This is a genomic window from Pseudomonas sp. JV241A (assembly GCF_900275665.1).
Taxonomy (GTDB): Bacteria; Pseudomonadota; Gammaproteobacteria; order Pseudomonadales; family Pseudomonadaceae; genus Aquipseudomonas; species Aquipseudomonas wadenswilerensis.
Genome location: NZ_OPYO01000019.1, coordinates 1 through 20,382, shown reverse-complemented (window position 1 = coordinate 20,382; position 20,382 = coordinate 1). Strand labels below are relative to the sequence as shown.

Annotated in this window: 20 protein-coding genes; 11 read left to right on the top strand and 9 right to left on the bottom strand. The window is 64.6% G+C overall.

The features are described 5' to 3' along the window. The first annotated feature begins 2 nt into the window (after window positions 1-2). From JV241A_RS11630 to JV241A_RS11585, 10 genes are all read left to right on the top strand, one after another. A complete protein-coding gene (locus JV241A_RS11630; RefSeq protein WP_115086573.1) occupies window positions 3-263 on the top strand; it encodes a chaperone NapD in 261 nt (86 codons plus the stop codon). Then, window positions 260-2,764 (top strand): nitrate reductase catalytic subunit NapA, encoded by a 2,505-nt coding sequence (napA, locus tag JV241A_RS11625; RefSeq protein WP_134062609.1) that lies wholly within the window; start codon window positions 260-262, stop codon window positions 2,762-2,764. Before JV241A_RS11630 ends, napA begins: the two co-directional genes overlap by 4 nt. Window positions 2,765-2,775: 11 nt before the next feature. Next, window positions 2,776-3,261: a nitrate reductase cytochrome c-type subunit gene (locus tag JV241A_RS11620; RefSeq protein ID WP_115086571.1), complete on the top strand. Its 486-nt coding sequence runs from the start codon at window positions 2,776-2,778 to the stop codon at window positions 3,259-3,261. 9 nt (window positions 3,262-3,270) lie between these two features. Beyond that, window positions 3,271-3,867, top strand: coding sequence for a cytochrome c3 family protein (locus JV241A_RS11615; protein ID WP_115086570.1), 597 nt, complete (start codon window positions 3,271-3,273; stop codon window positions 3,865-3,867). A 236-nt stretch (window positions 3,868-4,103) separates the two neighbouring features. After that, window positions 4,104-4,703 carry a paraquat-inducible protein A gene (locus JV241A_RS11610; RefSeq protein ID WP_134062607.1) on the top strand — a complete coding sequence of 200 codons (600 nt, stop codon included), beginning with the start codon at window positions 4,104-4,106 and terminating at the stop codon, window positions 4,701-4,703. Beyond that, window positions 4,700-5,326 (top strand): paraquat-inducible protein A, encoded by a 627-nt coding sequence (locus JV241A_RS11605; protein ID WP_115086567.1) that lies wholly within the window; start codon window positions 4,700-4,702, stop codon window positions 5,324-5,326. The genes JV241A_RS11610 and JV241A_RS11605 overlap by 4 nt, the downstream gene beginning before the upstream one ends. Beyond that, the gene (locus JV241A_RS11600) at window positions 5,319-6,971 is read left to right on the top strand and encodes an MlaD family protein (protein ID WP_115086566.1); all 1,653 of its coding nucleotides are present in this window, start codon (window positions 5,319-5,321) and stop codon (window positions 6,969-6,971) included. The genes JV241A_RS11605 and JV241A_RS11600 overlap by 8 nt, the downstream gene beginning before the upstream one ends. Window positions 6,972-6,987: 16 nt before the next feature. Then, complete coding sequence (locus tag JV241A_RS11595) at window positions 6,988-7,533, top strand: PqiC family protein (RefSeq protein WP_115086565.1); 546 nt, start codon at window positions 6,988-6,990, stop codon at window positions 7,531-7,533. A gap of 29 nt (window positions 7,534-7,562) precedes the next feature. Further along, on the top strand, window positions 7,563-8,699 hold the full coding sequence (locus JV241A_RS11590; RefSeq protein ID WP_115086564.1) for an AI-2E family transporter: 1,137 nt from the start codon (window positions 7,563-7,565) through the stop codon (window positions 8,697-8,699). A 49-nt stretch (window positions 8,700-8,748) separates the two neighbouring features. After that, a complete protein-coding gene (locus JV241A_RS11585; protein ID WP_115086563.1) occupies window positions 8,749-9,645 on the top strand; it encodes a universal stress protein in 897 nt (298 codons plus the stop codon). Window positions 9,646-9,648: 3 nt separating this feature from the next. Here JV241A_RS11585 and JV241A_RS11580 read toward each other — a convergent pair whose 3' ends face one another. From JV241A_RS11580 to JV241A_RS11540, 9 genes are all read right to left on the bottom strand, one after another. Continuing rightward, window positions 9,649-10,404: a phytanoyl-CoA dioxygenase family protein gene (locus JV241A_RS11580; RefSeq protein ID WP_134062605.1), complete on the bottom strand. Its 756-nt coding sequence runs from the start codon at window positions 10,402-10,404 to the stop codon at window positions 9,649-9,651. 23 nt (window positions 10,405-10,427) lie between these two features. Further along, window positions 10,428-11,249, bottom strand: a complete 822-nt coding sequence (locus JV241A_RS11575) for a helix-turn-helix transcriptional regulator (protein ID WP_134062603.1) — start codon at window positions 11,247-11,249, stop codon at window positions 10,428-10,430. Between the two features lie 118 nt (window positions 11,250-11,367). After that, window positions 11,368-12,786 carry an aminotransferase gene (locus JV241A_RS11570; protein ID WP_134062601.1) on the bottom strand — a complete coding sequence of 473 codons (1,419 nt, stop codon included), beginning with the start codon at window positions 12,784-12,786 and terminating at the stop codon, window positions 11,368-11,370. Between the two features lie 31 nt (window positions 12,787-12,817). After that, window positions 12,818-13,921 (bottom strand): polyamine ABC transporter substrate-binding protein, encoded by a 1,104-nt coding sequence (locus JV241A_RS11565; RefSeq protein WP_134062598.1) that lies wholly within the window; start codon window positions 13,919-13,921, stop codon window positions 12,818-12,820. 212 nt (window positions 13,922-14,133) lie between these two features. Continuing rightward, the gene (locus JV241A_RS11560) at window positions 14,134-14,835 is read right to left on the bottom strand and encodes an NAD(P)H-dependent oxidoreductase (RefSeq protein ID WP_134062596.1); all 702 of its coding nucleotides are present in this window, start codon (window positions 14,833-14,835) and stop codon (window positions 14,134-14,136) included. 9 nt (window positions 14,836-14,844) lie between these two features. Continuing rightward, window positions 14,845-16,485 carry an ABC transporter ATP-binding protein gene (locus JV241A_RS11555; RefSeq protein ID WP_134062594.1) on the bottom strand — a complete coding sequence of 547 codons (1,641 nt, stop codon included), beginning with the start codon at window positions 16,483-16,485 and terminating at the stop codon, window positions 14,845-14,847. A 2-nt stretch (window positions 16,486-16,487) separates the two neighbouring features. Then, window positions 16,488-17,315, bottom strand: coding sequence for an ABC transporter permease (locus JV241A_RS11550; protein ID WP_115086556.1), 828 nt, complete (start codon window positions 17,313-17,315; stop codon window positions 16,488-16,490). 3 nt (window positions 17,316-17,318) lie between these two features. Continuing rightward, the gene (locus tag JV241A_RS11545; RefSeq protein WP_115086555.1) at window positions 17,319-18,278 is read right to left on the bottom strand and encodes an ABC transporter permease; all 960 of its coding nucleotides are present in this window, start codon (window positions 18,276-18,278) and stop codon (window positions 17,319-17,321) included. Window positions 18,279-18,332: 54 nt separating this feature from the next. Next, window positions 18,333-19,934 carry an ABC transporter substrate-binding protein gene (locus JV241A_RS11540; protein WP_134062592.1) on the bottom strand — a complete coding sequence of 534 codons (1,602 nt, stop codon included), beginning with the start codon at window positions 19,932-19,934 and terminating at the stop codon, window positions 18,333-18,335. Between the two features lie 215 nt (window positions 19,935-20,149). On the opposite strand from JV241A_RS11540, the gene JV241A_RS11535 reads away from it, so the two are divergent. Beyond that, window positions 20,150-20,382, top strand: a 233-nt coding sequence (locus tag JV241A_RS11535; protein ID WP_134062590.1) for an Rrf2 family transcriptional regulator, incomplete at its 3' end; no start/stop codon positions are given.

Sequence of the window (20,382 nt, the reverse complement as noted above, 5' to 3'; positions counted from 1 at the left end):
CCATGGATGAAGCCCTGCACATTGCCAGCCTGGTGGTACACGCCCGCCCCGAACTGCTCGAGGCGGTGAAAGCCAACCTGCGCCTGCTCGACCACCTCGAACTGCACCGGCAAAGCGCCGCCGGCAAGCTGGTGGTGGTGCTCGAGGCAAGCGATGAACAGCAGATCCTGCAGCGCATCGAACAGATCAACAGCCTGCCCGGCGTGCTCAACGCCGCCCTGATCTACCACGAACTCCTCGCCCCAGAAGGAGACAGCCCATGAGCATGACCCGCCGTGAATTCGCCAAGGCCCAGGCCGCCGCCATCGCTGCCGCCGCAGCCGGCCTGCCGATTTTTACCGATGCCAGCAACCTGGTGACCGAGGCCGACCTGGTCACCCTGAACTGGAACAAGGCGCCCTGCCGGTTTTGCGGCACCGGCTGCAGCGTGATGGTCGCCACCCGCGACAACCGCGTGGTGGCGACCCATGGCGACGTCAAGGCTGAGGTCAATCGCGGCCTCAACTGCGTCAAGGGCTACTTCCTGTCGAAGATCATGTACGGCAACGACCGCCTGACCCAGCCGTTGCTGCGCATGCGCAACGGCCAGTACGACAAGCAGGGCGAGTTCCAGCCGATCAGTTGGGACAAGGCCTTCGACATCATGGCCGCCAAGTACAAGGAAGCGCTGAAAAACAAGGGCCCGGAAGCGATCGGCATGTTTGGCTCCGGGCAATGGACGGTGTGGGAAGGCTACGCCGCCAACAAGCTGATGAAGGCCGGTTTTCGCAGCAACAACATCGACCCCAACGCCCGCCACTGCATGGCCTCGGCGGTGATGGGCTTCATGCGCACCTTCGGCATGGACGAGCCGATGGGCTGCTACGACGACATCGAAGCCACCGACGCCTTCGTGCTCTGGGGCTCGAACATGGCCGAGATGCACCCGATCCTCTGGAGCCGGGTCACCGACCGCCGCCTGAGCCAGCCGCAGGTCAAGGTGGCGGTGCTGTCGACCTTCGAGCACCGCAGCTTCGACCTGGCCGACATCCCCATGGTGTTCAAACCACAAACCGACCTGCTGATCCTCAACTACATCGCCAACCACATCATCGAAAGCGGCGCAGTGAACAAGGACTTCATCAGCAAGCACACACGCTTTGCCCGGGGCGCCGACGATATCGGCTACGGCCTGCGCGCCGACGATCCACGGGAAGCCAAGGCCAAGAACGCCGACAAGGCCAACACCTGGAGCGATATCGACTTCGAGCAGTTCGCCGCGTTCGTGCGGCCCTACACCCTGGAGCGCGCGGCGAAGGAATCGGGCGTGCCAGCGGAGCGCCTGAAGGCGCTGGCCGAGCTATACGCCGACCCCATGCGCAAGGTGGTGTCGTTCTGGACCATGGGCTTCAACCAGCACACCCGTGGGGTGTGGGCCAACAACCTGATCTACAACATCCACCTGCTCACCGGCAAGATCAGCGAGCCGGGCAACAGCCCCTTCTCGCTCACCGGCCAGCCCTCGGCCTGTGGCACCGCCCGCGAGGTCGGGACCTTCTCGCACCGTTTGCCCGCTGACCTGGTGGTGACCAACCCCAAGCACCGCGCCACCGCCGAGAAGATCTGGAAGCTGCCAGCCGGGACCCTCCAGGAAAAGGTCGGTTTTCACGCCGTGCAGCAGAGCCGCATGCTCAAGGACGGCGTGCTCAATGTGTACTGGACCCAGGCCAGCAACAACATGCACGCCGGGCCCAATATCATGCAGGAGGTGTTGCCGGGCTGGCGCAAGCCGGAGAACTTCGTGATCGTCTCGGATGTCTACCCGACCGTGTCGGCCCAGGCCGCCGACCTGATCCTGCCCAGTGCCATGTGGGTGGAGAAGGAAGGCGCGTTCGGCAACGCCGAACGCCGCACCCAGTTCTGGCATCAACTGGTGACGGCCCCGGGCGAGGCCCGTTCGGACCTGTGGCAGCTGATGGAGTTTTCCAAGCGTTTTACCACCGACGAGGTCTGGCCCGCCGAGTTGCTGGCCAAGACCCCCGAATACAAGGGCAAGACCCTGTTCGAAGTGCTGTACAGAAATGGCCAGGTCGACCAGTTCCCGGTCGAGCAACTGGAGGCCGGCTACCAGAACGATGAAGCCAAGGCCTTTGGTTTCTACCCGCAAAAAGGCCTGTTCGAAGAGTACGCCCAGTTTGGCCGTGGCCACGGCCATGACCTGGCCGCCTTCGACCGCTACCACAGCGAGCGCGGCTTGCGCTGGCCGGTGGTCGACGGCAAGGAAACCCGCTGGCGTTACCGCGAGGGCCTCGACCCCTACGTCGAGGCAGGCAGCGGCGTGCAGTTCTACGGCTACCCGGACAAAAAGGCGATCATCTTCGCCCTGCCCTACGAGCCGCCGGCCGAAGCGCCGGATGCCGACTATCCGTTCTGGCTCAGCACCGGCCGGGTGCTCGAGCACTGGCACACCGGGACCATGACCCAGCGCGTCGAAGAGCTGTACAAGGCGGTGCCGGATGCCTTGGTGTATATGCATCCGGAGGACGCCAAGGCCCTCAACGCCCGGCGTGGCAGCGAAGTGAAGCTGGTCAGCCGGCGTGGCGAGATTCGTGCACGGATCGAGACCCGTGGCCGTAACAAACCGCCACGGGGGCTGGTGTTCGTGCCGTTCTTCGACGCCAACAAGCTGATCAACAAAGTCACCCTGGACGCCACCGACCCGATCTCCAAGCAAACCGACTACAAGAAATGCGCCATACGCATCGAGCTGATCAGCGTGGCCTGAGGAGAACCGTCATGCCTATTCGCAGCCTGCCCTTGCTGATGTTTGCGGTGATCGGCCTGGTGGTCGCCGCCGAGGTCGACTACCCCCTCGATGCCCCAGGTCCGGACGGTCGCCGCCCTGGCGGTACCCTGACCCAGAGCATGCCGGCGCCGCCGCTGGCCAACGACGAGAACAAGGACCTCAAGCGCGAACGCAACTATCCCGACCAGCCACCGACCATTCCCCACACCATTCGTGGCTATCAGGTCGACATCAACGGCAACAAGTGCCTGTCCTGCCATAGCCGCGCCAACAGCGCGCGCAGCCAGGCGACCATGATCAGCATCACCCACTATATGGACCGCGATGGCCAGGCCCTGGCGGCGGTATCGCCGCGGCGCTACTTCTGCACCCAGTGCCACGTCGCGCAAAAAGAGGTGCAGCCGCTGGTGGGCAACAGCTTCGAAACCATCGACAAGCTGCTGCAAGACGATGCCAACGCCGCGCAGAAACCCTGAGGAGGCGCCATGCAAGCACTGTTCAGGCTATTCAAGGAATACTGGGGCATTCTCTGGCGGCCAAGCGTCTACTACAGCCTGGGTTTTCTGACCCTGGGCGGGTTCGTCGCCGGGATCATCTTCTGGGGCGGCTTCAACACCGCCCTGGAAGTGACCAACACCGAAAAATTCTGCACCTCCTGCCATGAGATGCGCGACAACGTCTTCGTCGAGCTCAAGGACACCATCCACTACAGCAACCGCTCCGGCGTGCGCGCCAGTTGCCCGGATTGCCACGTGCCGCACGAGTGGACGCACAAGATCGCGCGCAAGATGCAGGCCTCCAAGGAGGTCTGGGGCAAGCTGTTCGGCACCATTGACACCCGCGAGAAATTCCTCGCTCATCGCCGCGAGCTGGCCGAACACGAATGGGCGCGGCTCAAGGCCAACGACTCGCGCGAATGCCGCAACTGCCACAACTTCGAGTTCATGGATTTCACCCGCCAGAGCAAGCGTGCCGCAGCCATGCACTCGACCTCGCTGGCCAGTGGGCAGGCGACCTGCATCGATTGCCACAAGGGCATTGCCCATAAGCTGCCGGACATGCGCGGGGTGCCGGGTTGGTAACTCAGCGCGCCACACTGGCCTCATCGCGGGGCAAGCCCGCTCCCACAGGTTGGGTGTACACACATCCATTGTGGGAGCTGGCTTGCCAGCGATGAGGCCAACACAACCAGCACACCAGGCAGCGCCTGGATTACAAGCGCCGGCAAGCCCGCTCCCTCAGAGGTTAAATAATCCGCAGTCCCGCGCCAGCGCCGACTATATTGAGCTAGTCCCCGCCCGCAGCCAGAGCGCGCGCCATGCTGGATACCCATCAGCTGATCATCTGCGAACATTGCGATTGCGTGTACCAGAAGGTCAGCCTCGGCAAACACCAGAAAGCCCTGTGCCAGTGCTGCGGCGCCGTGCTGCAGCGCTATAACGGCCTGAGCGTGCAGCAACGCCTGGCCCTGAGCGTCACCGCGCTGATCCTCTGGGTGTTCGCCAATTTCTACCCGATCATGAGCATTAGCCTCAAAGGCTTGCACAATAGCGCCACCCTGTGGGACTCGGTCCGGGCCCTGGCCACCGGCCCCATCACCTTTATTGCCCTGGTGGCGGCCATCTCGATCATCATCGCCCCGGTGTTCCAGCTGCTGCTGTTGATCTGGGTACTGGGCTTTGCCCTGGCCGGCGGCCGTGCCCCGGGCTTCAGCCTGTGCATGCGCTGGCTGGAAACCCTGCGCCCGTGGAGCATGCTCGAAGTGTGCCTGCTCGGCGCCATGGTCGCGGTGTTCAAGCTGGCCGGCATGCTCGATGTGCTGCCGGGCATCGGCCTGGTGGCGCTGGCAGCGCTGAGCCTGCTGATACTGCGCATCGCCGGGCGCGATATACGCGAACTCTGGGACCTGCTGCCATGAGCCGCCCACCGCGCGCCGCCGAGCTCAACCTGGTGCTCTGTCATGCCTGCGGCATGGCCTGCGACAACAGCAACCAGCCGCACGACTGCGAACGCTGCGGCGCACCCCTGCATGCGCACAAGCCCGATTCCCTGACCCGCACCTGGGCCTACCTGATCGCCTCGCTGGTGTTCTACATCCCCGCCAACCTGCTGCCGGTGATGAACACCACGCTGTTCGGCAGCGGCGCCGACAGCACCATCATGAGCGGGGTCATGGAGTTCTGGGAGCATGGCGCCTGGGACATCGCCCTGATCATCTTCATCGCCAGCATTGCGGTACCGGCGACCAAGTTCGTCGCCCTGGCCCTGCTGCTGATCACCGTGCAACGCCGCAGCACCTGGGCGCAGAGCCAACGGGCGCGACTGTTTCGCTTCGTCGAGCTGATCGGCTACTGGTCGATGCTCGATGTGCTGGTGGTGGCCCTGGTAGCGGCGCTGGTCAAGTTTCAGGCCCTGGGCGATATCGAACCGCGTCCGGGCATTCTGTTTTTCGGCATGGTGGTGGTGCTGACCATGCTCGCGGCAATGAGTTTCGACCCTAGACTGATCTGGCAGCGCGACAAGGAGCAGGCCGATGACTGATACCCGCCAAGACAGCCCACAACCCGGCCAGCCCGGGGTCAAGACCCGCCGTTTCAGCATCTCGCTGGTGTGGATCGTGCCGCTGGTGGCGGTGCTGGTGGGCTTGTCGCTGGTGGTGCACAACGTCATGCAGCAAGGCCCGACCATCGAGATCACCTTCAAGACCGGTCAGGGCCTGGAAGCCAACAAGACCGCGGTCAAGTACCGCAATGTGGTGATCGGCCAGGTCACCGCCGTGGAGTTAAGCAAGGACCAGAAGAGCGTCACCGCCACGGTCAAGCTGGTCAAGCAGGCCGACAATTTCACCCGGGTGGATTCCAAGTTCTGGGTGGTGCGGGCACGCATCGGCGCCGGCGGCGTGTCGGGTATCGATACCCTGCTGTCCGGTGATTTCATCGGCGCCGACTCCGGCGAATCGAACACCCGCGCCAAGGCCTTCATCGGCCTCGAATCGCCACCGCCGATCACCTATGGCGAACCGGGCAAGCGCTTTTTCCTGCACGCCAGCGATCTCGGTTCGCTGGGGGTCGGTTCGCCGGTGTACTACCGCAAGATCCCGGTGGGCCAGGTGGTCGCCTACGGCCTGGATGAAAACGGCAAAGGCGTCAGTATCGAAGTGTTCATCAACTCGCCCAACGACGCCTTCGTTACTGACAACACCCGCTTCTGGAACGCCAGCGGTGTCGATGTCGAAGTCGGCGCCAACGGCTTTGCCTTTCGCACCGAGTCGCTGTCGTCGGTGATCGTTGGCGGTATCGCCTTTCGCGCCCCGGACTACAGCCCCGACGATCAGGTGGCCGCCGAAGACCGCCAGTTCGAGCTGTTCGACGACCGCGCCCGGGCGCTCGCCCCGCCCCATGGCAAGGCACAGTACCTGAGCCTGCGCTTCGACCAGGCCCTGCGCGGCCTCAAGGTCGGTGCCCCGGTGGAATTCCTCGGGGTGGAAATCGGCTCGGTGGTTTCGGTGAACCTCGACTTCGACGTCGAAAAACGCACCTTCCCGGTCAATGTCGGCATCGTCATCTATCCGCAACGCCTGGGCCGGGCCCACACCAAGTTGCTCAAGGCACTGAACCACGACCCCGACGACGAAAAGGCCGCCGCGCAGTTGCTCGGCTCCTTCGTCGACAACGGCCTGCGCGCCCAGGCCCGCAGTGGCAACCTGCTCACCGGGCAGCTGTACATCGCCCTGGACTTCGACCCCAAGGCGCCCAAAGTGGTGTTCGACCCGACGGCCCGGCCGATTACCATCCCCACCGTGCCGGGTAGCCTGGAGCAACTGCAGGAGCAGTTCCAGGTCATGGTCGAGCGGCTCAACCGCCTGCCCATCGAGCGCATCGCCAACAACCTCGATGCCAACCTGGTGGAGCTGCGCAAAGGTTTGCAGCAGTTCAACAGCCGCACCTTGCCGGGCGTCCAGGGCACCTTGCAGGAGGTCAGCAAGACCCTGCAGTCGGCCAACTCGACCCTGGCCGAGGATTCGCCCCAGCGTGAGCAGCTGACCCAGACCCTCGACGAGCTGGGGCGCATGTCGCGCTCGCTGCGCGAGTTGGCCGATTACCTGGGGCGCAACCCCGAGTCGCTGCTGCGTGGCCGGCCCAAGGATGCACCCGCTGACTCGCTAAAACCTTCGTCGCGCAATTGACCGCAGGAGCACACCCATGGCGCATGCCTCCCCGTTTGCAGTGTTGAGCCTGGCGGTGTTGCTGGCCGCCTGCCGCAGCGACCCGATCCACTACCACACACTGATCCCGCAGCAACCGGTGCCGGCCAGCAGTGTCGATGTGCAACTGGAGCAGGTCAGCGTGCCGCCCCAGGTCGATCGGCCGCAGGTGGTGATTCGCCAGGGCAACAGCGGCCTGGCGATCCTCGAGACCGAATGGTGGGGCGCAAGCCTCGCCGACGAGTTGCGCAATGCTCTGGTCAACCAGTTCGTCAGCAGCACTGCCCAGCCGCGCCTGGGCTTGCGCGTGGAGGTGCAGCGCTTTGACTCGGTGCCGGGGCAATACGCCCTGTTCGATGCCCGCTGGCGGTTGCGTGCCGGCAACGGCAGCGCGCTGCTGAACTGCCGCAGCGTGATCCAGAGCCCGGCCGGCGCCAGCATCGACGAACTGGTGCTGGCCCATCAACAGAACCTCAAGCGTTTCACCGAACTGGTCAGCCAGGCGGCCCGCGGCGGTGCCAGCCGTTGCCCGGCCGTTCACTGAAACCCGCTCGCCTGCCCGAGGGCCCACTCATGGCCAATAATCGCCCGGTTCACCTGGGCACTGCCCGGGAACTGCTCGACGTGCTGATCCGCGCCGGGCTGATCGCCGTGCTGGTGCTGTTCTGCTTCGACATCTTCAAGCCGTTCCTCAACCTGATGCTGTGGGCGGTGATCCTGGCGATCACCCTCTATCCGCTGAGTCAGCGCCTCGGTGGCTGGCTCGGCGGGCGCCCGCGCTGGGCTGCCGTCGTCCTGGTGATCATCGGCCTGGCCTGCCTGATCGGGCCGCTGAGCCTGCTGGGCGCTTCGGTGGCCGACACCGTGCAACAAGGCATCACCGGCTTCGAGGACCAGCGCATCGAAATCCCGCCGCCACCGGCCAACGTCCGTGACTGGCCGCTGATCGGCGCGCCGCTGTACGGCATTTGGGCCCATGCCAGCAGTGACCTGAGCTGGGCGGCGACCCAGGTCGCGCCGCACCTCAAAGGCCTGAGCAAGACCCTGCTGACACAACTGGCCGGGATTGGCTCGGGCATCCTGATGTTCCTTGTGGCCCTGGTCGTCGCCGGCCTGATCATGGCCAAGGGTGCAACCGGCCAACGCGCGGCGGTGGCGATTGCCACCCGCGTCGCCGGCCCGCAGCGCGGCGAACAACTGGCCGCATTGTGCACCGCTACCATCCGCGCCGTAGCCCAGGGCGTGGTCGGCATCGCCTTCATCCAGATGCTGCTGGTGGGTGTCGCCCTGGTCATTATGGGGGTTCCTGCTGCCGGGGTGCTGGCCCTGCTGGTGCTGCTGCTGGGCATCACCCAGCTGCCGGTGTTGTTGATCACCCTGCCGGTGGCGATCTACGTGCTGGCCCATGACGGCGTCAGTGCCAGCACGGTGATCTTTGTCATCTGGATCTTGCTTGCCGGGCTCGCCGACAACGTCCTCAAGCCCATGCTGCTGGGTCGCGGCGTGGCCGTACCGATGCCGGTGGTGTTGATCGGCGCCCTGGGCGGCATGCTGACCAACGGCATCATCGGCCTGTTCATCGGCCCGGTGGTGCTGGCCGTGGGCTACGAGCTGTTCATGAGCTGGGTGGCGCAGCCGCTGGCCGTCGACAGCCCGGCCGAGGAGCCTGCACCGGACCCGCCAGGCACTTCGGGCAGCACCATGGACTAGACTTCAAGCACGGGGGGGGCTGGCAACACAACGCTACCGGAGGTGCCCCATGAGCCAGTACCAACGCCTATTCCTGATGGTCGGCTGCGACCTGCGCCACACACCGGCACTGGAACGTGCCGCCGCCCTGGCCCGCGCCACGGGTGCCGCCTTGCATATCTGCGCCTTTATCGACGAGATCGACACCCTCGGCCTGATGAGCGGCGACGAACACCACCTCGACACCCTGATGCTGGACAACCGCCAGTGGCTGGCCGATGAGGCGACCTTGCTGCATGAAAACGGCATTCGCGTCAGTACCGAAGTGATCCTGGCCCGAGACGTGCTTCAAGCAGCCTTGACCCAGGTCGCCGAGATCGACCCCGACCTGCTGATCAAGGATGTACAACACGAACCGCTGCTCAAGCGCCTGGTGGTCGCGCCGCTGGACTGGCAACTGCTGCGCGAATGCCCGTGCCCGGTGCACCTGGTAACCGACGTGCATTGCCCGCTGCCACGCATTGTCGTTGCCGCCGTCGACCCGACCCACCCCGAGCACCCGCACAACGATCTCAACGAAACCGTGATCGAAGCCGCGGCCGACCTTGCCCGCCAGTGCAACGCCGAGCTGCACCTGTTGCATGTGTGTGACAGCGCCCACACCCATATCGCCGACTTCGGCGCCGGGACCGTGACCATGCCGGGCTTTGGTGATGATGTACGCAAGTCGATCCACAAGGCCTTCGAGCACCTGGCCCAGCGTCACGCAATACCCGTGGAGCGCCAGCACTTTTTGTCGGCGCCGATTACCCGCAGCATCGCCGAGTTCGTCAGCCACAGCCGCGCCGACGTGCTGGTGATGGGCAACCACCCGCGCAAGCTGCTCGAACGCCTGACCGGCAGCACCACCGAGCACGTGCTGGAACACCGGCTGTGCAACGTGCTGGCAATCCGCGGGGCGAGCTGAGGCTCAGTCGTACTCGGTTTCGGCGTGTTCGCCCAGCAAGCGGCGCTGGCGTGGCGTGGCAGCGGCCAGCACCGCCGGGTTGAACTGAAAGTGCAGGTAGGGCGAGAACTTCTGCGCGACCATGCGTCGGCCGTAATGCACCTGCAGCAGGTAGCGGCTGCGGTCTGCGCTGCGGTTGTCGCTGCCGGCGTGCCACAGCTCACTGCGAAACACCAGGGCGTCGCCGGCCTGGCATAGCACCACCTGCGGCGGACGGCCCTGCCAGCTCTGCTCATTCTTGCGCGGCGCGCGCCCTGCCCTGTGGCTGCCCGGTACCACCCGGGTCGGACACAGGTCGGCGTCGATGTCATCCAGGTACAACTGCACGGTGCAGATCTGCATTGGCAGCTCGAAGGCCGGGTCGGCCATCAGCGCCGGGGCGGCGTCCATCATCAGGTAGTCCAGGTGCAAGGACATGCCCTGGTAGCCCGGATGGCAGCGCCAGGCGGTCTGGCCGATGATATGGCAATCCTCACCCAACGCCGCCTCGGCCAGCTCGATCACCCCGGGCAGGTCGAGGAACGCCAGCCACAGCGGGTCGCGGTTGAACACGCACTTGTAGTGTTCGATCAGGCCGCCGCTGTAGTCCCAATGAAACGCCTGGAGCCCGTCGATGGCATGACGCAGCAGCTTGACCTGGGCACTGTCGAGCACGCCCGGCAGCAAGACGAAGCCGTCGTTGCCCAAGGCCTGCAGGTGTTGCTCGGTAGAGCGGTTCATCAGGGCCTCCACAAGGCCGAGGGTCAGCCTTGGCGCAACCAGTCGATAAAGCGCGCAAACAGCTCGGACTGGGAGTTTATCTCCAGTTTAAGGTAGAGGTTCTTGCGGTGCATGCGCACGGTTTCCGGGGAGATGCCCATCTCGCCAGCGGTGGATTTCACCGAGTGGCCGCGCAGGATCATCTGCGCCACTTCACGCTCGCGTTCGGTCAGCACGTTGCAGCCAAAGCTGTCGAAGGCCGCCTGGACGCTGCCCTGGCCAGTGGCTTCGCTGTTCTGCTCAAGGCCGTGCTGGGCGAAGCGGCTGATCAGTTCACGCACCATGGGCTCCACCGCCTGCAGCAGGTGCAGTTGTTCGACGCTCAGGCTGCTGCCACCGCAGCCCTGGAACAGGCTCAGGGAGATCTTGCTGTGGTGGTCGATATCGACGATGTAGTAGCTGTCTTCGGTGCAGCCAGTGCCCAGGTAGTAGGTCTTGTAGTAGTCGCTGTCGAAGAAGTGGTCCGGGGCGATGTCCTGCAGGTGGTAAAAGCCTTGCGCCAGGCCCTTCTCCACCGCCAGGCAGAACGGGTCGAGCAGGTAGCCGGCGGTGAAGTAGCGGTTGAGGATGGCGTCGCGGTGACGCTCGGGGATGCCTTGCTGGTAGAGCAGTTGCGGCGGCTGGCCCTGGCGTTCTAGGCTGATCATCATCGACTCGACCGCCACCAGCTGGCTCAGGGCGGCGGCGAGGCTTGCCAGGGCGTCGGCCTCGCCGCTGCGGGCAAAGGCGTGCTGCAGCGCTGCATGCCATTGCTGCAGGGCAGAGAAAGACAGGCAGATCGGAGTGTCGGCGGTGGCTCGGCTCATGCCCGGCAGTCTAACTCGCCTGGGGGCTGCGATGCAGCCCATCGCCGGCAAGGCCGGCTCCCACAGTGGGTTGGTGTACACCGCACCTGTGGGAGCTGGCTTTGCCAGCGATGGCTGCTCATGCACCCACGTGCACCCCTTCCTGGCGCAGCTCTTCTGCCGTTTCGACAATGCACTGGCGCAAGGTCTCGACGATTTCGTCCACCTGCTGACGGGTGATGATCAGCGGCGGCGACATCACGTTCAGGTGCATGATCGGCCGTACCAGCAAACCCTTGGCCTGGGCCCGGCGGTGGATGCGCTCGCCGATGTTCACTTCATCGGCAAACAGCGCCTTGCTGCGTTTGTCGGCGACGAACTCGACACAGGCCATCAGCTTCATGCAGCGCACCTCGCCCACCAGCGGCAGCCCGGCCAGGGTCTGCAGGCGCTGCTCCAGGTAGCCGCCGACCTCATCGACATGGGCCAGCAGGTTCTCCCGTTCGATGATCTCGATGTTCTTCAGCGCCGCGGTGCAGCACACCGGGTGGCCGCTGTAGGTAAAACCATGGGTGAAGCAGCGGCCCTTGCCCGGCTCGGCGATGACCTTCCAGATGCGCGCGGAGAAGATGCACGCGCCCAGCGGCAGGTAGGCCGAGGTCAGGCCCTTGGCAGTGGTGATGATGTCCGGCTGCACGCCGAACAGCGCCTCGGACGCAAAGAACTTGCCCAGGCGCCCAAAGGAGGTCACCACCTCGTCGGCAACGAAGAGGATGTCGTAGGTCTGGCATACCTGCCACATGCGCAGGAAGTAGTCCTTGGGCGGAATGATCACCCCGCCCGAGCCCATGATCGGCTCGGCAAAGAACGCCGCGACATTGTCGGCGCCCAAGGAGAGGATCTTGTCCTCGAACTCGGCCACCAGAAAATCCAGAAACTCCGCCGCGTCCATGTCATCCGGTGCCCGATACGGGTTCGGGTTGGAGACGTGGTGGATCAACTCATGGCCGTAGTCGAACTCGGGCACCCGGTCGGCGGCCTTGTTGCCGATCGACATGGTCAGGCAGGTGGAGCCGTGATAAGCGTTGTAGCGGGCGATCACGTGCTTTTTTTGCGGCTTGCCGCGGCAGTTCTGGTAGTACTGGATCAGCCGGTAGGCGGTATCGACCGCCGTCGAGCCGCCGGTGGTGAGGAACACATGATCGAGATCGCCCGGAGCGAGGCTGGCGAGTTTTGCGCACAGTTCGATAGCGACATTGTTGGCCATGTCCGAAAACGGGTTGGAATAGGCCAGCTGGCGCACCTGATCGGCGATGGCCAGGGCCATCTCTTCGCGGCCCAGGCCGATGTTGGTGCACCACATGCCGCCGACGGCATCGAGGAAGCGGTTGCCATTGGTGTCGTAGATGTAGGCGCCCTCGCCTGCGACGATATTCAGCGCGCCTTGCTCGGCATGCTCATCGAACACGTGGTAGCCGTGCAGGTAGTGGGCTTTGTCGGCCGCCACCAGGGCATCATTGGCGGCGGGTGCTACGAAGGCTTTGTTTGGCGTGGCCATGGCAGTGTCCTTGGCTAGGGGAAAATAGAAATCAGCTACCGGTCTTGACCGTGCTCCAGACCCGGGTAATGGCGCGCATGTCCTTGCCGCTCTGGGTTTTCTGCGCGAACAGGCGCTGGCGGGTGGCGTCGTCCGGGTAGATCGCCGGATCGTCGCGAATCTCGGCCCGCACCAGCGGCGTGGCAGCGGCATTGCTGTTGGCGTAGTGGATGTAGTTGGTGACCTGGGCGATGTTCTGCGGCTGCAGGAGAAACTCGATGAAGCGATGGGCATTGGCCGCGTGCGGCGCGTCACTGGGCAGGTAGAGGTTGTCGAACCAGATCAGCGAGCCTTCCTGGGGGATGAAGAACGCCAGCTTGATGTTCTTCTTCGCCTCCTGCGCCCTTGCCTGGGCGGTGGCGTAGTCGCCGGACCAGGTCAGGGCCAGGCAGGTATCGCCATTGGGCAGGCTGGTCAGGTAATTGACCGAGTCGAATTTCTTGATGTATGGCCGCACGCCGAGCAGCAGTTCCTGGGCGGCCTTGAGGTCATCCGCTGTGGCGCTGTTGGGGTCGCGCCCGAGGTATTTGAGGGCCAGCGGGATCACTTCGCTGGGCGCGTCCATCAGGGTCACGCCGCAATCGGCAAAACGCGAGACAATCTTCGGGTCGAAGAGCATGGCCAGCGAACCGATGGGCGCATCGGGCATGCGCGCCTTGATCTTGTCGACGTTGTAGGTCACCCCGGAGCTGCCCCAGGTGTAGGGCGCCGAATAAGCAAGGCCGGGGTCGTAGCCTTGCAGGTCACTGAGCACTTGCGGGTCGAGGTTGTTCCAGCTCGGCAGCTGCTTTTTGTCCAGCGGCTGGAACACCTGGGCCTTGATCAGCGGCGGGACCAGGGAGGCGTTGAGCACCACCAGGTCGTAGCCCGAGCGCCCGGTCAGCAGTTTGGTCTGAACCGTTTCGTAGCCGTCGAAGGTGTCGTAGATCACCTTGATGCCGGTGGCTTTTTCAAAGTCGGCGAGGGTCGTTTCGCCGATGTAATCCGTCCAGTTGTACAGCCTGAGTGTGTTGGCCGCCTCCCCGCCGGCGGCGAGCGCCGCCGTTGCCAGGGGCGCGAGCAACAGACTGGAAGTCACCTTCAGTGTCTTTCGCATAGCCACTCCGTCGTGTCACCAGGATCTGCTCGGTGTGAGCCGACGGGGTTACTATCGAGGGAGCCGGTGATGGCGACCATACCCCGAATGGGTAGGTGCGCAGCATTTACCTTACGGCCAATCGCCGGCAAGGCCGGCTCCCACAGTTTGAGTGACCTGCACTACCCCTGTGGGAGCCGGCCTTGCCGGCGATGAGGCCACTGCATCCACCCTCAAGCCAACGGATACAACGCCTCGTCAAACTGCGCCAGGCGCGGAAACACCAGCGGCTGCTCATCGGACAAATGCGCCAGGCGCTGCTGGTAGCTACGCAAAAAGTCCTTGCGCGCCTCGTCGCTGATATACGGCACATGCCAGGCCACAAACGGCTCCAGCACCTCGAAGCCGACGTAGGCCAGGGTGCCACGCAAGATCGGCCGCAGCATGTCCTCCAGCGGCCCGTGAATCGCCCCTTCGCCGAACATGTGCTCACGCCCGCCGAGGGTGACGGTCACCAGCGCCTGCTTGCCCACCAACCCGCCCTGGTCATAGAAACGCTTGCCGCCATAGCACACCCCCGAGACCAGCACCCGGTCGATCCAGCCCTTGAGCATGGCCGGCGCCGAGAACCAGAAGATCGGGAAATTCAGCACCACCAGGTCGGCCCACAGCAGCTTGTCCAGCTCCTGCTGAATGTCGGCGGCAATCGACTGGCTCTTGACCCCCAGGCGCTGCTCCAGGGCATACACCAGGTAATCCGGGTTCTCGCGGCTGACGAAGTCATCGGCGCTGGCCACCGGATTCCAGTTCATCGCATACAGGTCACTGACCTGCACCTGATGGCCCTGGGCAGTAAAGGTTTCGACAGCCTGGTCACGCAAGGCGGCGGTGAAGGATTGCGGCTCGGGGTGAGCGTGAACGATCAGTACATTCATGGGGAGTCCTTAAACGGTTTGCACAGTGGAAGTCAGCGCCCGCCTGGCCAGCAGGCGGTCGAGCCAGTCCGGGTCCATTTCCGGCTCGCTGGAGAACAGCAGGCCGGTGTAGTCGCGGTGCGGCGGGGTGAAGATCGCCTCACGGCTGCCGTGATCGACCACCTGCCCGCGCTGCATCACCAGCACCTCGTCGGCAATGGCGCGCACCGTGGCCACGTCGTGGGTGATGAACAGGTAAGCCACGCCCAGTTGCTGCTGGATACGGTTGAGCAGCTTCAAAACACCTTCGGCCACCAGTTGGTCGAGGGCCGAGGTGACCTCGTCGCAGATGATCAACTGCGGCTCGGCAGCCAGCGCCCGGGCGATGCAGATGCGCTGCTTCTGCCCGCCGGACAGCTCGCGGGGCTGACGCTCCATATACAACGCCGGGTCCAGCTCGATCATTTCCAGCAATTCTGCGACCCGCTGGCGCAGGGCCTGGCCCTTGAGGCCGAGGTAGAAACTCAGCGGCCGGCCGATGATGTCGACGATCCGCTGGCGCGGATTGAGCGCGGTGTCGGGGATCTGGTAGATCATCTGCACCCGGCGCAACTGCTCTTTGCTGCGCTGGCGATAATCGGCCGGCAGGGCTTCACCGTCATACAGCACCTGGCCTGCAGTCGGCGGCAACAGGCCGGTGATCAACCGTGCGGTAGAGCTCTTGCCACTGCCCGACTCGCCGATCACTGCCAGGGTCTGGCCGCGATGGAGCTTGAGCGAGACCTCATGCAGCACCGGCTGGTGGCCGTAACTGGCGCTGGCCTTGCGCACCTCAAGCAGCGGTGTCGCCTGTTGCGGGCACGGCTTGGGTTCAGTGCGAAAACTGCGTACCGCCCACAACGATTTGGTGTAGTCCTGCTGCGGGGCGTCAAGCATGCTGCGGGTGTCGGCCTCTTCGACCAGCTTGCCGTGGCGCAGCACCATGATGCGGTCGGCCATCTGCGCCACCACCGCCAGGTCGTGGCTGATGTACAGGGCGGCGCTGCCGTAGGTTTTCACCGCATCGCGAATCGCCGCCAGCACTTCGATCTGGGTGGTGACGTCGAGGGCGGTGGTCGGCTCGTCGAAAATGATCAGGTCCGGGTGGCAGGCCATGGCCATGGCGGTCATGACCCGTTGCAACTGGCCGCCGGAGACCTGGTGGGGGTAACGCTGGCCGATCTGTTCGGGGTTGGGCAGGCGCAGCACGCGGTACAGCTCCACCGCTTCGGCTTCGGCCCGGACGCGGTCGATACCGCCGTTCCTGACCGCCGTCTCGACATGCTGGTCAATCAGCCGGTGCGCCGGGTTGAACGACGCGGCGGCGCTTTGTGCGACATAGGCGATGCGCAGGCCGCGCAGCGTGCGCAAGGCTTCAGGTTTGGCGCCGACCAGCTCCTGGCCGTCGAAACGCACCGAGCCGCCAGTGATGCGGCAACCGTCGCGCACATAGCCCATGGAGGCCAGGCCCAGGGTCGACTTGCCCGCCCCCGACTCACCAATCAGGCCCAGTACTTCACCCCGCTGCAAGGTCAGGTCGATGCCCTTGATCAGCGGATGCCAGGCGTCCTGGTAATGGCCTTCGATGTGCAGGTCGCGGATTTCCAGCAGCGGCTTTTCACTCATGGTCATACTCAGCACTCCTTCAGGCCGCTGGACTTATGCAGCACCCAGTCCACGACAAAGTTGACGCTGACGGTGATCAGCGCCACCGCCAGGGCCGGCAACAGCGGGCTGATATCGCCGAAGGTGATCAGCACGGCGTTGTCGCGGACCATGCTGCCCCAGTCGGCAGTCGGCGGCTGGATGCCCAGGCCGAGGAACGACAGCGCACTGATGAACAGAAAGACAAAGCAAAAGCGCAGGCCGAACTCGGCAATCAGCGGCGCTGCGGCATTGGGCAGCACCTCGCGGCTGACCAGCCACCACAGCCCCTCCCCGCGCAGGCGCGCGGCCTCGACAAAGTCCTGGACCACCACGGTCATCGCCACCGCCCGCGACAGGCGAAACACCCGGGTGGCGTCGAGCAGCGCGATCACCAGCACCAGCGACGTGGCGTTGGTGCCGACCACGCTGAGGATCAGCAAAGCGAAGATCAGCTGCGGGATGGCCATGAGGATATCCACCAGCCGCGACAGGCCCTGGTCGATCCAGCCGCCCCTGATCGCCGCCACCAGGCCGCAGAAACCGCCGACGGCAAAGGCCAGCAGCGTGGTCAGGAAGGCAATCCCCAGGGTGTTGCGCGCGCCATACACCAGGCGGCTGAACATGTCGCGGCCAAGGTTGTCGGTACCCAGCAGGAACTGCCCGCCCCAGGGCGCAAAGCCCTCGCCGACCACTTCGGTCTCGCCAAACGGCGCCAGCACCGGCGCAAACAGCGCCACCAGGATGTACAGGACAATCACCAGCAGGCCGAACTGGGCGCTCAAGGGGGCCCGCAACAACGGTTTGATCAGGCTCATGGCTTACCCCTTCGGATGCATCAGGCGTGGGTTGCTGGCAATCGACAGCACGTCGGCCGTGGTATTGAGCAGGATGTAGGTGGCCGCGAAGATCAGGCTGCAGGCCTGCACCACCGGGATGTCGCGCTTGGCCACCGAGTCGACCAGCAACTGGCCGAGCCCCGGGTAGACGAACACCACTTCGACCACCACCACGCCGACCACCAGGTAGGCCAGGTTCAGCGCCACCACGTTAATGATCGGTGCCAGGGCATTGGGCAAGGCGTGGTGGAAGATGATCCGCGCCTGGCTGATGCCCTTGAGCCGGGCCATCTCGATATACGGGCTGGCCAGCAGGTTGATCAGCGCCGCACGGGTCATGCGCATCATCTGCGCGATCACCACCAGGCTCAGGGTCAGTACCGGCAGCAGCGAACGCTCCAGCACCTCGGCGAAGGACGCGCCCGGGGCCAGGTTGGAGATGCTCGGCAACCAGTTGAGCTTGACCGCGAACACCAGGATCAGGATGTAGGCGACGAAGAACTCCGGGAACGACACTGCGCTCAGGGCGCTGGTGTTGAGCAGGCGGTCGAACCAGCTGTTGCGGTACAGCGCCGCGAGCATGCCCAGCAGCAAGGCCGCCGGTACCGACACCAGCGCCGCCAGCAAGGCCAGGGTAAAGGTGTTGCCCAGGCGTGCGCCGATCAGCTCGGCGATCGGCCGCTGGTTGGCCAGCGACAGGCCCAGGTCCCCGTGCAGCAGTTGCCAGGCCCAGTGGCCGAAGCGGGTCAGCGGCGGCAGGTCCAGGCCCAGTTGGGCGCGGAACGCCGCGACGGTCTCGGGAGTTGCCGCCTGGCCGAGCATGGCCTGGGCGACGTCGCCCGGGAGCATGCCAACGGCCAGGAAGATGATCACCGACACCGCGAACAGCGACAACAGGCCCAGGGCCAGGCGCTGGAGCAGCAGTTTGCAAAGACTATTCACCGTACAGCTCCTCGAACAGGCTCAACCAAGAAAGGTGCAATCCGCTCGTGCGGCTTACGCCTGCCACCAGCGCTCGATCAGCCGCAAGCCGTCGAGTTCGCCGTAGGGCGCGGTCAGCCCGCCGTGGGCCACACGCTTGGAGCGCGCGGCCACGGAGCTGGCGAACAGCGGCACGATCGCCCCGCCCTCGTCCCGGCACAGGGCCTGCATTTCGTTGTACATCTCCTGGCGCAGCGGCGCGTTCATCTCGCCGCGGGCGGCATTGAGCAGCTGGTTGAAGCGGGCGTTGTCCCAGTGGGTCTCGTTCCAGGCCGCGCCCTTGGCGTAGCCGATGCTGAACATGCGGTCGGCGGTCAGGCTGCTGTACCAGAACGAGGTAGTGAATGGCTGTTTCATCCACACATTGGAGAAAAAACCATCGGCCGGTTCGCGCACCACGTCGATGTCGATGCCGGCCTGGCGCGCCTGCTCCTTGAACAGCACCGAGGCGTCCACCGCACCGGTGTAGGCGGCGTCCGAAGCCTGCAGGCGCACCTTGAGCGAATCGACCCCGGCCTGGCGCAGGTAAAAGCGCGCCTTGTCCGGGTCATAGCCACGCTGCTCCAGGGCGCTGTTGATGAAGCGGCTGCCGGGCTGGATCGGGTGATCGTTGCCGATCTGGCCATAGCCGTAGAGCACCGAGGCCAGCAGGGTTTCGCGGTTGATCGCGTGCTTGAGCGCCAGGCGGATGTTGTTGTCCTGGAACTGCTGGCTGTCGGTGAGCATCGGGAAGGTGTAGTGCTGGGCGCCCTTGGTCTCTTCAATGACCAGGTTGGGATTACGCTTGAGCAGCGCGACGGTTTTCAGGTCGACCTTGTTGATCACATCGACCTGGCCGGTGACCAGGGCATTGACCCGCGCCGCGCCGTCGGCGATGGCCAGCAACTCGGCACTGGCGAAATGCGCGCGGCCGGCTTTCCAGTAATCCGGGCTGCGTTCGAGGTCCATGCGCACGCCGGGTTCGAAGCCCTTGAGGCGATAGCCGCCGGTGCCAACCCCGGCCTGCCAGTCGGCACCGCCGTCCTTGGCCGGCATGATCACCAGGTGATAATCGGCGACCACATAGGCGAAGTCGGCGTTGCCCGAGTGCAGTACGAACACCACCGTATCGTTGCCCTGGGCCTGGACCTTGGCGACATCGCCAAGCACGGTCTTGGCCGCCGAGGTGGATTTTTCGCTCAGGTGATGCTGGATCGAGGCAACCACGTCGCCGGCATCGAGGGTCTTGCCGTTGTGGAAGGTCACGCCCTGGCGCAGGGTGAAGGTCCAGATGCGGGCATCGGGGCTGGACTCCCAGCGCTCGGCAAGCTCGGGGATCGCCGTGCCGTCGACGCTGATTTCGCTCAGGGTGTTGTACACCGCCGAGAAGCCGACAAAGGTAAAGGTGTCGCTCCACGAGCCCGGGTCGCGGGAGTCGGTGGTACTGCCCCCGGCCAGGCCCATGCGCAGCACGCCGCCGGCCTTGGGCGTGGCCTCCTCGGCCCAACCGCGCAGCGGCAGGCCGAGCGAGAATGCACCGGCAATGGCCGCCGCCGTCGCGCTGTACTTGAGAAAATCCCGACGCGGCAAACCGCTGTCGTGCATCGCTTGAGTAATCTTGTTGTTGTTATCGCTCATGGCATTGCCCCTGTAGAACTGCAGAGAAAAGGATTCAGCCAACCTCGCACGCATCGATGCAAATATTTGTAATTGTCATCGTGACAAATACATTAAACTCAAAATCAGTTCGCTGCCAATCCCCTTCCTCTGTAGGAGCGGGCTTGCCCCGCGATAGCGTTTTGTCTGTAACATCGATCGCGGGGCAAGCCCGCTCCTACAGGGATTTTCGCCAGATGAGCCAGTCGACCCGCCTGATCACCGCCTCGTACATCCTCTCGTTCGTGGCCGCCAACGCACCGCAAAAACTGCGTACCGAGACCATCGCCAAGTGGGTCAAGACCCATCCCACGCGGGTGCGCAGCCTGGTGTCGCTGATGGTCAAGGCCAACATCCTCAAGTCCTGGCGCGGCGCCCATGGCGGCCTGACCCTGGCCCGCCCGGCCAGCGAAATCACCCTGCGCGAGGT

What these genes read in the sequence shown, in the direction of transcription:
- JV241A_RS11600 (WP_115086566.1), top strand. Translation starts at nt 5,319, where the DNA reads ATGACTGATACCCGCCAAGACAGCCCACAACCCGGCCAGCCCGGGGTC.
- JV241A_RS11610 (WP_134062607.1), top strand. Translation starts at nt 4,104, where the DNA reads ATGCTGGATACCCATCAGCTGATCATCTGCGAACATTGCGATTGCGTG.
- napA (WP_134062609.1), top strand. Translation starts at nt 260, where the DNA reads ATGAGCATGACCCGCCGTGAATTCGCCAAGGCCCAGGCCGCCGCCATC.
- JV241A_RS11605 (WP_115086567.1), top strand. Translation starts at nt 4,700, where the DNA reads ATGAGCCGCCCACCGCGCGCCGCCGAGCTCAACCTGGTGCTCTGTCAT.
- JV241A_RS11620 (WP_115086571.1), top strand. Translation starts at nt 2,776, where the DNA reads ATGCCTATTCGCAGCCTGCCCTTGCTGATGTTTGCGGTGATCGGCCTG.
- JV241A_RS11540 (WP_134062592.1), bottom strand. Translation starts at nt 19,934, where the DNA reads ATGAGCGATAACAACAACAAGATTACTCAAGCGATGCACGACAGCGGT.
- JV241A_RS11565 (WP_134062598.1), bottom strand. Translation starts at nt 13,921, where the DNA reads ATGCGAAAGACACTGAAGGTGACTTCCAGTCTGTTGCTCGCGCCCCTG.
- JV241A_RS11555 (WP_134062594.1), bottom strand. Translation starts at nt 16,485, where the DNA reads ATGACCATGAGTGAAAAGCCGCTGCTGGAAATCCGCGACCTGCACATC.
- JV241A_RS11550 (WP_115086556.1), bottom strand. Translation starts at nt 17,315, where the DNA reads ATGAGCCTGATCAAACCGTTGTTGCGGGCCCCCTTGAGCGCCCAGTTC.
- JV241A_RS11560 (WP_134062596.1), bottom strand. Translation starts at nt 14,835, where the DNA reads ATGAATGTACTGATCGTTCACGCTCACCCCGAGCCGCAATCCTTCACC.
- JV241A_RS11590 (WP_115086564.1), top strand. Translation starts at nt 7,563, where the DNA reads ATGGCCAATAATCGCCCGGTTCACCTGGGCACTGCCCGGGAACTGCTC.
- JV241A_RS11575 (WP_134062603.1), bottom strand. Translation starts at nt 11,249, where the DNA reads ATGAGCCGAGCCACCGCCGACACTCCGATCTGCCTGTCTTTCTCTGCC.
- JV241A_RS11615 (WP_115086570.1), top strand. Translation starts at nt 3,271, where the DNA reads ATGCAAGCACTGTTCAGGCTATTCAAGGAATACTGGGGCATTCTCTGG.
- JV241A_RS11630 (WP_115086573.1), top strand. Translation starts at nt 3, where the DNA reads ATGGATGAAGCCCTGCACATTGCCAGCCTGGTGGTACACGCCCGCCCC.
- JV241A_RS11595 (WP_115086565.1), top strand. Translation starts at nt 6,988, where the DNA reads ATGGCGCATGCCTCCCCGTTTGCAGTGTTGAGCCTGGCGGTGTTGCTG.
- JV241A_RS11580 (WP_134062605.1), bottom strand. Translation starts at nt 10,404, where the DNA reads ATGAACCGCTCTACCGAGCAACACCTGCAGGCCTTGGGCAACGACGGC.
- JV241A_RS11585 (WP_115086563.1), top strand. Translation starts at nt 8,749, where the DNA reads ATGAGCCAGTACCAACGCCTATTCCTGATGGTCGGCTGCGACCTGCGC.
- JV241A_RS11570 (WP_134062601.1), bottom strand. Translation starts at nt 12,786, where the DNA reads ATGGCCACGCCAAACAAAGCCTTCGTAGCACCCGCCGCCAATGATGCC.